This window comes from Halomonas sp. C10-5 (assembly GCF_057169305.1).
On record NZ_CP175665.1, the window covers coordinates 1,914,395 to 1,927,056 of the forward strand.

Annotated in this window: 9 protein-coding genes and 2 pseudogenes; 5 read left to right on the forward strand and 6 right to left on the reverse strand. The window is 62.1% G+C overall.

Going from position 1 to position 12,662, the window contains the following annotated elements; genetic code table 11:
• Positions 1-255 precede the first annotated feature (255 nt).
• Positions 256-2,121: an SEC-C metal-binding domain-containing protein gene (locus tag ACJ7IV_RS08945; RefSeq protein ID WP_483864086.1), complete on the forward strand. Its 1,866-nt coding sequence runs from the start codon at positions 256-258 to the stop codon at positions 2,119-2,121.
• A gap of 42 nt (positions 2,122-2,163) precedes the next feature.
• A complete protein-coding gene (locus ACJ7IV_RS08950; RefSeq protein WP_483864087.1) occupies positions 2,164-3,729 on the forward strand; it encodes an ATP-binding protein in 1,566 nt (521 codons plus the stop codon).
• A 162-nt stretch (positions 3,730-3,891) separates the two neighbouring features.
• On the opposite strand, the gene ACJ7IV_RS08955 is transcribed toward ACJ7IV_RS08950, so the two are convergent.
• The 3 genes from ACJ7IV_RS08955 to istA form a co-directional block, all read right to left on the reverse strand.
• The gene (locus tag ACJ7IV_RS08955; protein WP_483864088.1) at positions 3,892-4,737 is read right to left on the reverse strand and encodes an IS200/IS605 family accessory protein TnpB-related protein; all 846 of its coding nucleotides are present in this window, start codon (positions 4,735-4,737) and stop codon (positions 3,892-3,894) included.
• Between the two features lie 224 nt (positions 4,738-4,961).
• The gene (gene istB / locus ACJ7IV_RS08960; protein WP_483864089.1) at positions 4,962-5,717 is read right to left on the reverse strand and encodes an IS21-like element helper ATPase IstB; all 756 of its coding nucleotides are present in this window, start codon (positions 5,715-5,717) and stop codon (positions 4,962-4,964) included.
• A 16-nt stretch (positions 5,718-5,733) separates the two neighbouring features.
• Entirely contained in the window at positions 5,734-7,272 is a 1,539-nt protein-coding gene (istA, locus tag ACJ7IV_RS08965) for an IS21 family transposase (RefSeq protein WP_483864090.1), read from the reverse strand.
• Positions 7,273-7,633: 361 nt separating this feature from the next.
• Between istA and ACJ7IV_RS08970 the strand changes: the two genes are divergently transcribed.
• The 3 genes and pseudogenes from ACJ7IV_RS08970 to ACJ7IV_RS08980 all read left to right on the forward strand — a co-directional run.
• Positions 7,634-7,972, forward strand: a complete 339-nt coding sequence (locus ACJ7IV_RS08970; protein ID WP_483864091.1) for a helix-turn-helix domain-containing protein — start codon at positions 7,634-7,636, stop codon at positions 7,970-7,972.
• A gap of 46 nt (positions 7,973-8,018) precedes the next feature.
• Entirely contained in the window at positions 8,019-9,215 is a 1,197-nt protein-coding gene (locus tag ACJ7IV_RS08975) for a type II toxin-antitoxin system HipA family toxin (protein WP_483864092.1), read from the forward strand.
• Between the two features lie 218 nt (positions 9,216-9,433).
• A pseudogene (locus ACJ7IV_RS08980) lies at positions 9,434-9,547 on the forward strand (helix-turn-helix domain-containing protein); the annotation flags it as partial.
• 197 nt (positions 9,548-9,744) lie between these two features.
• On the opposite strand, the pseudogene ACJ7IV_RS08985 reads toward ACJ7IV_RS08980, so the two are convergent.
• From ACJ7IV_RS08985 to ACJ7IV_RS08995, 3 genes and pseudogenes are all read right to left on the reverse strand, one after another.
• Positions 9,745-9,939: pseudogene (locus ACJ7IV_RS08985) on the reverse strand (IS481 family transposase); the annotation flags it as partial.
• 103 nt (positions 9,940-10,042) lie between these two features.
• Positions 10,043-12,034, reverse strand: coding sequence for a polysaccharide biosynthesis protein (locus tag ACJ7IV_RS08990; RefSeq protein WP_483866570.1), 1,992 nt, complete (start codon positions 12,032-12,034; stop codon positions 10,043-10,045).
• A 146-nt stretch (positions 12,035-12,180) separates the two neighbouring features.
• Positions 12,181-12,639 carry a hypothetical protein gene (locus ACJ7IV_RS08995; protein ID WP_483864093.1) on the reverse strand — a complete coding sequence of 153 codons (459 nt, stop codon included), beginning with the start codon at positions 12,637-12,639 and terminating at the stop codon, positions 12,181-12,183.
• Positions 12,640-12,662 lie beyond the last annotated feature (23 nt).

Consider the following 12,662-nt stretch of genomic DNA (forward strand, 5'->3'; position numbering starts at 1 on the left):
GGAGGTCGGCTTACCGGCCCCTTGCAGGTATCCTATGTGCCAAGACACGGGTGCTACCGACCCACTGCGGCAGATTTGGCGCTTATCGACCATGCGCAGCAGCTGGCGAGCCGCCCTGTAGGCAAGGCACACGGCGAGGGCAAGAGCATGAAGCCCGCCGGCGTCAATGAACTGCTGGTGGCCTCTCAGCACACAGCCACCTATGAGGCCGACCGCTGAACACGAACTGAACTGGATAAACTAGGCGAGTTACCCATGGTGGAAGCCGATCATCCCGAGATTCCTGCAGAGCTCGAAAGCAGCATCAACGCCTTCCTGGAGGCGTCATTACGGCACATCCTTCAGTACGAGAGTGCCGACGCCTACTTCGCAGCGCTTGATGAGATCGCCCGACGTAGCGGTGTTACCGAATGGTTCGATTCGCAGATGCCCTACTGGTCGATTGCACGCAGCCTATGGGACAACGCTCCGCTCCCCTCGCGAGGCTTCCGACCGGATCCGCTACCCCAGTCGAAGCGCAACGATCCCTGCCCCTGCGGCTCGGGCAAAAAGTTCAAGCGCTGCTGCCAGCCGCTACAGCGTGAAAACCTTCTAGACCTCGACGACGAGTTGCCGGTGTTGCAGATCGCCGCGTCACTCTTCACCGCCAAGCAGCGCAAGGAGGCCGCCAGCAAGGCGCCGCCTACGCTGCGGCTGATACTCGCCGAGCGGGAACTGGAGGCCAGCCACCCCGGCAAGGCGCGCACCCAACTGTTGCAACTGCTCAAGCAGGGAGGCCTGAATCCCGACCTGCAGGCCCAGGCCGTCCACCTGCTAGGCGACGCCTATAATGCCCTCGGCCATCACTCGGCCGGCGAGAAGGCCCTGAGCGATCTGCTCCCCAGCCTGAAGCCGGCGGCTGCCGCCGAGGCGCTTCACTGGCTGACCGGACAGGCCCTGGTGGATGGACGCCCCGCCGAAGCCCTACTACACCTCCACCAAGCCGAGAAGCTGGACCCCGACAACCTGTCCAACGGTCTCTTCAGGGTGGCTTGCCTGCGTGACATCGGCGCCGATACAGATGCCCAGCGAACCGCTCAGGAGTGGCTGCCGGTTGCCCGTGAGCTGGGTCTCGCGGACGCCATCGACTTCTTCGAAGAGCAGGCTAGCCTGGCCACCCTGCCAGACGTCATCCCCGATGACGCAGATGAGCCCGAAGCGTTGTCAACGGACGCCGAGGAAGACGACCGCCTCATGGCCATGTTCGGCGCGCCGGATGAGCTCCTGAAGCCGATTGCCGGCCTGCTGAAGGCCGCACTCCGCCAGCCCCTCTACCCGGTCAGTTTCGAGCCGGGCCCACCCGGGCCTGATGGCGATGACACCCAGTGGGGGCTGATCCTGCCTTCCCAGGTCGAGCAGGCCCAGGCGGCCTACTACCAGGCTGATGACAGTCAGGATCCGCTGAATCCCGACCTCATCCGACAATACCCGGCGCTGCTGCAAAGTCTCGACTTCCTGCAACAGCTCGACGCCTTTGCCGGCATTGCCTTCAGTACCGCTCACGAGCAGTTCAACAAGGCGCTGCAGCGGCAGCAGGAGCGATTGATTGCCCATGTGCTGGACGCGCTGCCCGAGGACGGCCAGCTGCCCTGGGCCTGGCTGGAACATCGCCCCCTGCTCAGGCTGATGATGCAGCACGCCGTCGAGCAGGAGAACCATAGCGCCGCCATTCGCGGCCTCTCAAGGCTGCTGGATCTCTGCCCAAACGACAACCTGGGCGTGCGCGCCCCACTGGTCAACGGCCTGCTCCGCGCGGGACAGGATGAGCAGGCCCTGGTCATCTGTGAGCGATTTTCGGACGATATGCTGGCAGAGACCCGTTATGGCAGGGTGCTGGCTCTGGTGCGGCTCAACCGCCTGCATGATGCCGAAAAGGCCCTTTCCCAGGCCTATCGGGCGCTCCCCAAGGTGCTCAACTTCCTGGTCGCCAACAAGTGCAAGCAGCCAAAGCTCAACCCCCAGGGCATGACGATCGGCGGCCCCGACCAGGCATGGTATTACCGCCAGGAAATGCGCGACCTCTTCCAGGCTACCCCGGGCGCTCTTGGCTGGATGGACAGCATCAAGAAGCGGCTCACATAACTCTGCTATTGTTGACGACGAGCGCCCCAACCGGAGGTTGCCTTGACCCGAACCCGCAAGAAGCTGCCCATCGGCATTCAGACCTTCGCAGACATCATCGAGGGTGGCTACTACTATGTCGACAAGACCCCGCACATCCACCGCCTGGTGCAAGAGGGCAAGTATTACTTCCTCTCGCGGCCGCGGCGCTTCGGTAAGAGCCTGCTGGTGGACACACTGCGCTGCCTCTTCGAAGGCCGCGAAGCCCTGTTTAACGGACTATATATTCACGACAAATGGGATTGGCGAGCTCAACACCCCGTCATCCGCCTGAGCTTCGCCGATGGCGTTATCAGTGACCGTGAGGCACTGGACCAGCACATCAACGAACTGCTGCAGGCCGAAGCCACACGCCATTCCGTGACCTTCGACAACATCTCCATTGCCGGCAGATTTCGCGAGCTGATCCACAAGGTCCACCGGCAGCACGGCCAGCGTGTCGTCATCCTGGTAGATGAGTACGACAAACCAATCCTAGACAACCTGCTCGCGCCCGACCGCGCCCGCGAGCTGCGCGAAGGGCTCAAGAACCTCTATAGCGTGCTCAAGGATGCCGACCCACACCTGGCCTTCGTGCTGCTCACCGGCGTCTCCAAATTCAGCAAGGTCAGCCTCTTCTCCGGGCTCAACAACCTGCGTGACATCACCCTGAGCGAGCCCTATTCATCGATCTGCGGCTATACCGACGAGGACATCGACAGCGTCTTCGCCCCAGAGCTTCAGGCACTCGACCGTGACCAAATCCGTGCCTGGTACAACGGCTACCGGTGGGGCGGCCAGAACGTCGCCTCTGTCTACAACCCCTTCGATGCGCTGCTGCTGTTCCAGGAGCGCAAGTTCAGCCCCTACTGGTTCGAGAGCGCGACGCCGACCTTCTTGGTCGAGGTGCTCAAGCAGCGCGGTGTCTTTACCCCAGCCCTAACGGCTTGGCATAGCCGACCGGCACTGCTGAGCAGGTTCGACGTTGATGATATTGCCACCGAGGCGCTGCTGTTCCAGACCGGCTACCTGACCATCAAGGCCGTACGCGAGGAAATCCCGAACCGCCCGATCTATGCACTGGGGTTTCCCAACCAGGAGGTAGAAGCCAGCCTGAACGAGGCGTTGTTGCCGGTACTAGGCATCAACAACGACCACCTCGATGAGCTGATGGTTCGACTGCCTCGCCTACTGAAAACCGCCGATCTACCAGGCCTGGAGACCCATCTCAAGGCGCTCTTCGCCGGCCTGCCTCATGACTGGTACCGAAACAACCCGATCGCTCGCTACGAGGGACACTACGCCAGCGTCTTCTACAGCCACTTCGCCGCATTGGGGCTTGCCATCACGGTGGAGGACGCCAGCCACCATGGCCGCGTGGACATGACTGTCGACGCTTTCGGGCACCTCTACCTGTTCGAGTTCAAGGTGGTAGAGCAACTGCCCGAGGGTAAGGCGCTGGAGCAGATCAAGGCCAAGGGCTATGCTGACAAGTACCTCACCTCCGGCAAGCCCATCCATCTGATCGGGGTGGAATTTTCCAGCGTCGAGCGGCAGGTCGTGGCGTTTGAGGAGGAAACGCTCAGTTGACGAGCACACGTTTGACCGGCTCTGCAACGAGGTTCATCGCCCACTCGGCAGTGACAGATCTGCTCACACTATTAATTTTGATCGGCCACTCATATCGAATCCTTTATTATTGAACCCTCCGACGATTCATTCGAAGAATAGAATCGCGGATTCTTACCCCTCTCACGCACTCTGTTGCCAGAGCGAGGAGAGCGATACCGGAGTTCGCGGTGTGCCGGTCGACTTCTGCGAGCCGGCACGGGGCGCTGCCTTGCGGCGACACCCCTGGTAGTAAACATGGCCTCGGGCGGCGATGTTATAGGCCGCGTTCAGATCGGCGTGGTAGCGCTTGCCGGAACTAAACGTACACTGGCTGTAGTTATCTCTGTCGCGCCTTACTGGCCCTGATCCGTCGAAGGCGTGGCGGGACGTACCGCGGGCATATACCGCCACATAGCGAAGCCCCACCTCGACGGCCTTGCTGTCGAGGCGTGTCACCAGTTGGCGATGAAACCAGCGGTGAAACCGCGCCTTCATCGGTGTCCGTTTTTTACCCGCTTTGGGTCGCCAGCCCTTCAGGTTTTCGACTGCAATGGCCTGGCAGTGATGATCAAGCGCTAGATTCACCAACTGCCGACTGATCTGGTGGGCTTGATTGTCTGCCAGATGGGTTAGCCGTTGGTGGTCGCGGCGGCAGAAGCCGGGCGGCAGCCGGCTTCCGTGCCGCGTGTGCTTTTTGGCGGCCTGGCGAATACGGGCCATCAGTCGACACTCCCGGTCTTTATCCGTGCGCGAGATAAAGCCGCGCGCATGGACAGTGCCTTGAGTATCAACCACCGCCCAGGTGGCCGCCGTATTAATCCCTACATCAACCGCTAATACCCGCTCAGGCGCACCTTTTACTGGCTTCGGTGGCTCGAACTGTTCCGGTAAGGAAAGCTGCCACTGTCGCCCATTCGTGGTCAGCAGTGGCGACTTGGCCTTGCCTTTCCCTCGAAACCGGCAGGTGCCTTTCAGCCCAAATCCCATCCAAATCCAGTCATTCTGCCAATGCACCTTGATAAAGGCATGGCTGGCATCGGTGTTGAGCTTGGCACACTGGCTGCCGTAAAGACTGGGGAAGGTTTTCGTGCTGGCCGTTAGGCGCGGTGGTTTGGCGTTGCGTATTCCGACGAACGTGACCGGTCATTCCGGGGATCGTGACCGATCTGCTCACCGCTCTCTCGCTGGCTCTGGTTTTGTAAGCTGACCGGTCACGATGGGTCAACTTCTGCCGCTTGCGGGGCGGCGTTCTTGCGCATCGATTCTCCTCTGAGTGTCAGGCGGTGGGCGCTGTGCAGCAGCCGGTCCAGAATGGCGTCGGCCACCGTCGCGGCACCGATGTAGTCGTGCCAGTGCTCGATGGGCAGCTGGCTGGCAATCAGCGTCGAGCCCCGGCCGTGCCGGTCCTCGATCACCTCCATCAGGTCCTGGCGCTGCGGGGCGGTCATCTTCTGCATGCCCCAGTCGTCGAGGATCAGCAGGTCGGTCTTCTGCAGCTGGCCCATCAGCCGGGCGTAAGAGCCGTCGCCTTGAGCGATGCGCAGCTGCTCGAACAGCCTCGGCACCCGCAGGTAGCGCACCGAGTAACCTTGCCGGCAGGCCTGGTTGCCCAGCGCGCAGGCCAGCCAGGTTTTGCCGCACCCGGTGGGGCCGGTGATGCACAGGTTGAGTGACTGGCCAATCCACTCGCCGCTCGTCAGCGGTGCCATGCGGCCCCGCTCCAGGCCGCGGGGGTGGCGGTAGTCGATGTCCTCGACGCAGGCCGTCACCCGCAGCTTGGCGGCCTTCAGCAGCCGGTCGAGGCGACGGTTATCGCGATGCAGAACCTCACGGTCGAGCAGCATGCCCAGGCGATCCTCGAACGGCAGGTCGTAGGTGTCCGGCTGGGTGAGCTGGTGAGCCAGGGCGTCGTGCATGCCGGTCAGCTTGAGGTGGCGCAGGGTGTCGAGCAGGGGCTGGGTCATCATCGGTCGTCTCCTCGGGTCAGTGGTAGTACTCGGCACCGCGCACGTTGGTGTGGGGTGGCAGGTCATCGAGGGCCTCGGGGAGCGTCAGCATCGGCTGCTGATCCAGCCCCTGCTTGAGGATCGAGGCGATGCTGCTGTAGCGCGTGGTGGGGATCGCCAGGGCATGCGCGCAGGCCTGCTCCAGGCGGTCCTTGCCGTAGCGCCGGCTGAGCTGCAGCAGGCCCAGGCAGGCACGGTAGCCATGCTCGGGATGGGGGCGGTCCTGCAGTTGCCGCTGGGTCATCTCAAGGGTGGCGACGCCAATGCCCTTCGCCCAGCCCAGAAAGCGGCTTGGCGACCAGTCGCGGTGCGCCTGGTGGCGCTTGGGCATGTGCTCGGCCAGGGTCGAGAAACGCCCCGGCGCGTGGCGCGGGTGCGCCGCCACCCGGTGCCCCTTGTGGAACACCTCCAGCATGGCGTGGGTCAGGCGCACCTCCAGCACCTGGCCAACCAGGCTGTGCGGGACGCTGTACAGTCGCTTGTCGATGTCGAGGTGGTAGTCGATGCCAGGCTTGGCCTTGCGCCACTCGGCGTACTCGTAGGGCGTCTCCGGCAGCGGGCGCAGCACTGGCCGGTCGATGGCCTGGAACAGATCGCGCCGGCTCTCCTCGCGGCCCTGGAAGGGTCGGCGGTTGAGATCCTCCAGCAGCTCGCGGATGGCCTGGTTCAGCGAGGCCAGCGTGAAGAAGGTGTGGTGGCGCAGGCGAGCCAGGATCCAGCGCTCCACCAGCAGTACCGCGGCCTCCGCCTTGGCCTTGTCCTTGGGCTTGTAAGGCCGCGCCGGCAGCACCGCGATCTGGTAGTGCCGGGCCATCTCGGCGTAGGTCGTGTTGAGCTGGCTCTCGTAGCGACACGCCCGCGTCACGGCGCTCTTCAGGTTGTCGGGGACGAGTAGTTCGGGGACACCGCCCAGGAACTGGAAGGTGCGCTGGTGAGAAGCGATCCAGTCGGGCAGCGCCTGGCTCCAGGTGGCCTCGGCGTAGGTGTAGCTGGAGGCGCCCAGCACGGCAACGAACACCTGGGCCCGTCGCTCCTCGCCGGTGGCCTGGTTGATGATCGGCACGGTCGGGCCGCAGTAGTCGATGAACAGCTTCTCGCCGGCACGGTGGACCTGGCGCATGCTGCGCCGCTGGCGTTCCCGCCAGGCGCGGTAATGATCGCAGAATCGACTGTAGCGGTAGGCCTTGTCGCCATGGACCTCGACGTACTCCGCCCACAGCAGCTGCAGGGTGACGCCCTTGCGCTTGAGTGCCTGGTGGACCTGGAAGTAGTCCGGCGCTGAGAAGCGCACTGGCGGCGATTTGGCCGGGAACAGCCGCGCCTCCAGCGCCGCCTCGTCGGTGCCGTCGGGCAACGGCCAGCGGATGCCGGCCACCTGGGCCAGGCTGACGTACTTGCTGACCACGCCCTTGGAGAGGCCGCAGGCCCGGGCAATCTTCTCGTGGCTGAGGCCGGCGTCGTACTTGAGGCGCAACACCTCGGTGATGGTTCGCATGGGAATCCTCGGTGCTGGCATGTCCCTCTCCTGGAGCGCAGGCAAAAGGAAGGGTATGCCGTAAAAGTCCGAATCATTCCAGCGAGTTAGGTGAGATTCCGGGAACGTGACCGATGATTCCGACATCGTGACCGCGGATTCCGGGAAAGAGGCCGAAATCGGTCACGATGAAATGGAATGGCCGGTCACGTTGGCCCGGAATGGTCGGTCACGATAGATCGGAACGGGCGGTCACGATGCCCCGGAATACGCAACCTGGCGTTACGCTCCGTCACCTGGTGCAGTCGTCTTCTGAAAATGACATTAGAGGGGCGGTCGGCAAGCGCAAAGAAAATGACATTATAGTATCGATAAAAGCCATTACCGATGCCATAATATCGCCATGAAAACGCGACACGTCACTCTCAGCCCTAAGGCCTCCCTCTCCCTGCGCCTATTCGCCGGACTGATCGAAGAGGGAAGGCGACGTAAGGGGTGGACCCGCGACGAGTTCGCCGAGCGGGTTGGTGTCGGCGTGGTCACGATCCGCCAGGTCGCCAAGGGCTCCCCCCGAGTCGCCATCGGAACATACTTCGAAGCCGCGGCACTGGTCGGCGTGTCGCTGTTCACCGATGACCCGGACACACTGAAACGCGAACAGGCGATCCAGCGGGAGCGGCTGACACTGCTCCCCAAGCGAGTTCGCCGTCAGCCCCAAGAGCCCATCGATGATGACTTCTAGCCGACGCGCCTACGTCTGGATCTGGCTTCCCGAACAGACATTCCCCGTGGTCGCCGGTCGCATCGACCGCGATGACCAGGATCGTTATCGCTTCACCTATGGTCGTCGCTACCTTGAGCGGCCTGATGCGATCAGCCTCTTCCCCGACGAGGTTCCCCTTCGGCCCGGAAGCCAGGAGCAGACCAACGGTGCTCTACCCTCCTGCCTGCGTGACGCCTCCCCGGATGCCTGGGGGCGTCGCGTCATCATCAACCTTCTGACAGGGCAGAAGGGCGATGCGGCTGATGGTGTCGACTTCAGCGAGCTAGGCTACCTGCTCGAATCCGGGTCGGACAGGATCGGTGCGCTGGACTTCCAAGAATCTGCCACCGATTACCGGCCACGCGAGAGCCAGACTGCCTCCCTGGATGAGCTGCAGGAAGCCTCAGCGTATGTGGAGGCAGGAGAACCGCTGCCTCCGGCCCTGGACCAGGCCATTCAGCACGGCAGCAGTATCGGTGGCGCCCGACCCAAGGCCCTGCTGGACGATCGGGATCGCAAGCTGGTGGCCAAGTTTTCTTCCAGCACTGACCTCTACAGCGTGGTGAAGGCGGAGTTCGTCGCCATGCGGCTGGCCAAGCAGACGGGTCTCAATGTCGCGCCCGTCGAGATGGCCCGCTCACTGGGCAAGGATGTCCTACTGGTGGAACGCTTCGACAGAGTGAAGACCCCTGACGGCTGGGGTCGGCACATTGTGCTCTCGGCCCTTACGCTGCTCGGTCTGGACGAGATGATGGCCCGCTATGCCAGCTATGAGGATCTCGCCCATCGAATCCGAGCCGAGTTCGACCAGCCAGGGCAAACGCTGCGCGAGCTGTTCGGCCGCATCGTCTTCAACGTGCTCTGCGGCAACACCGACGACCATGCCCGTAACCATGCGGCTTTCTGGGATGGCGGGAGCTATCGACTGACGCCGGCCTACGACATCTGCCCTCAGTCACGTACCGGCGGCGAAGCCACCCAGGCGATGCTGCTGCATGATCAAGAACGCCGCAGTCAGCTGGTCCACTGCCTGGCCGCCGCGGAGCGGCTCGGCCTGAGCCAGACTCAGGCCCGTGAGATCATCAATCACCAGATCGCGACCATCCATGAGCACTGGGGTGCTATCTGCGATGAGGCCGACCTGAGCCCAGTCGACCGCGACTTCCTGTGGGGCAGGCAGTTTCTGAACCCGTTTGCGTTGGAAGGCTATACCGAGGCATGAGCTGACCTTCTCCCGACCAGAGCACGGGCATCAGTGTCAAAAGGCGGCCGCACTGCGTGTCAGGAGTCGGTTGCACGGTCACGGGCTGGCGGTGTCAATGGCCAAGTAAACTGACCCAGTATCGGCCAACGCTTCTGACCCACCCCCGAGGTGGCAGCGCTGCCACCTACCGTGTCGGCTCAGCCAAGGGTCGGGACGGAGATGTGAAGGACTGGGGAATGATTCAAAAGATCAAAGCGTTATACGATGACGGACAGGGCCTGTCGATCCGTGCCATCGGCCAGGAGCTGGGCATCTCCCGCAACACCGTCCGTAAGTACCTGCGTCAGGACGAGGCCACCATCGAGGCGGCGCAGTCGAACCGCGAGCGCGAGAAGAAAGTCGACGCCCGCCGCGACTACATCGTCTGCCTGCTGCGCACCTTTCCCCAGCTGAGCAGCGTCAAGGTCGCCCGCAAGCTGCGCGAGAAGGTCGGCGAGTTGACGGTCTCGGAGCGTACCCTGCGTCGCTACGTGCAGCAGGTGAAGAGCACGGTGGCCAGCAGGTTGTGACGCGTGTGCGACCCGTCATGGATATCGTCGCGGTGCCGCCAGCGCCGGATGGTCGCGGGGGAGGCGCCATACTGGCGGGCCAATTCGCTATCCGTGAGGCTGGAGGGCGCCGCCTGGATCTCGGACCGGATCTTCGGTGTCGTGGTTGCCTGCTTATGCAGCTTGATGTCCATGAACCTGCTCCCGAATGAATTGCTGTAGAAGCACTCAGGCTGCCAGCAGAGGATAACTCCTCTATATCATTTGATCATCCGGGACCTTGCAGGTGGGGAGCAGTCAGCTAGCGTTAGGCGCCTGCCGGGATCTCAGTCTGACGACCTTCTGGCCGTCAGGTGGCTGAGTCAACGGCGCCTCCTGGTTGGGAGTCTGTTCTTCCCAGACCACGTCAACGAGCTCGCTCTGGGGCTGGTATCCCAGCGGGGCCTTGACCAGCAATTCACGGATACGCGGAGCATCAAAAGCCTGGCAGGCGTTAAACAAGACCTCGATAAACGCTTCCAACTCTTCCCAACTCAGGGATGTCTCGCTGGCAGTCATTATCCGCGAATGGCGGGTAGGGCGAACATTATCGCCAATCAACAGCTCTTCGAAGAGCTTCTCACCCGGACGCAAGCCTGTGAAACGGATCTCGATATCGCCACCAGCTCGATCGGTTCCGTCACTAACCGGATAGCTAGGCTCTAACCCTGAAAGACGAATCAGATGCCCGGCCAGCTGAGCGATCTTAACCGGTTCCCCCATGTCGAGCACGAAAACATCGCCGCCTCGGGCCATGGCCCCTGCCTGGATCACCAGTTGGGCGGCTTCGGGAATGGTCATAAAATAGCGGGTGATGTCAGGGTGAGTCACTGTTACCGGTCCGCCGGCGGCGATTTGGCGGCGAAACAGTGGTACCACGGAGCCACTGGATCCGAGCACGTTGCCGAACCGGACCATGCTGAAGCGGGTAGCCTGCTGAGCCCGCGCCATGGACTGACAGCACAACTCGGCGAGGCGCTTGCTCGCCCCCATCACATTGGTGGGCCGCACCGCCTTGTCGGTGGAGACCAGAACGAAATTCTCTACCCCAGCCTCCACTGCTGCCTTTGCGGTTTCCAGAGTCCCCATGACATTGTTGCGCAGCCCCTCCACTATGTTGTGCTCCACCATGGGCACATGCTTGTAGGCGGCGGCGTGGTAGATCGTCTGCACCCGGAACGCACTCAGAATTTTCTGCACACGACTACGGTGCTGCACAGAGCCCAACAGCGCCCTCACCGGGCAGGTTATGCCCTCCTCGCGCGCAATCTGCTCGAGATCCTGCTCAATCCGATAGAGGCTGAACTCAGAGAGGTCTAACAACAGCAGCTTGGCCGGGGCTTGGCGCAGAATCTGGCGGCACAGCTCACTACCAATAGAACCTCCTGCACCAGTCACCATGACGACTTTGCCAGTTATGTTGGCACCCATCAGCTCAGGCTCAGGCGGCACGGGATCACGGCCTAGTAGGTCTTCCACTGATACATCGCGCAGGTCACTGATCTTCGCGCGGCCAGCCACCACGTCAGCCATGCCGGGAATGGTCTGCACCGGCACATCCAACGTCTCAAGATGCTCAATAATTTCACGACGCCGGGCTCGAGGGGCACTGGGGATAGCCAGCAGGATTTTTTCGATGCCGTAGTAATCGATCAGTCGCTGGATATCGTCGGGCAGGTAGACCTTCAGGCCCTGAACGAAGGCACCCTCAAGGCTGGGCGAGTCATCCATAAAGGCAACTGGCTCGTACTCGGAGCCATGGCGCAGTGACATCACCAGCTGACGCCCTGCCGCACCTGCGCCATACACGACAACCCGTGTCTTATACCGAAGCTGGTTGCGGAGGTAGAGACCACGCAGGGCAAAGCGCACACCACCGATCGTGATCATCGCCAACATGGCATAGATGAATGGCACCGAACGCGGCACCGGCAGGCTAAACAGGTAGTTCACCACTACCAGAGTCAGCGATGAGCCGGCTACCCCGGCCAGGATCGCCTTCACCGCTTTCATGCTCATGTACCGGATGACCGCACGATAGAAGCCCAAGCGAGTAAAGATGGCCAGACTCACCGGGATGATCGCCGGAAGCACTGCCCAAACCATCGGATCGCTAGCAAATACCCAGCTGTCCAGACGCAGCAGCATCGCAAGCAGATAGCTCAGCGTGATCAACGCGGCATCCGCCAGCAGCTGGATTGCCCGTTTTTGCGCCCGTGGCAGTCGAAACAGGGGGGTGAGAAGACGCATCAGCACAGGATGTGGGCCTCTGATCCTTGAGGAGGGTTGAATAGCACCAGGCTGGCGATTCTACCAGCCGACAGCCCGGGCTTCAGTTTTCTTGACTGGGAAAATGGCTACACAGGATGTAAGCCATGGATTACAAACACCGCCATTCACACCATGCCGAGGTGCTGCAGGCAAGGAGCGCCCGGCCCACAACCCCACAACGGCACGACCTCCTCACGTCTTTCGATCTCGTTCGCGTAGGCCCGACGGTGCCTTCCACGAGCCCCATAACCCGCGCCGGCCCTCTTGATCAGCATGCGCTGGCCCAGACGTTGCATCGACCACACCCACACCGAGTCGGTGGCCGCTAGAAATTTTTTTTCGCCCGTCATCACAAATCCGGCGAGTTGGACCCCTGTATTTAAGGTAGGACAAAACGGGAGTTCAGCATGCAATCCATACACCATACGAACGCAATTGTCGGACGTGGCGGTCAGGCTCACTGCGCAGACCACCATCAACCCGAGATATCGCGTACCACGCCGAATCTCAGTGGATGGCGGCACATCATTACCGGGTGCAGTATTCCCGACGAGCTGACTACAGGCACTGGTCTGAAACAGCACATCTCACTCCCTTACATGGGCTG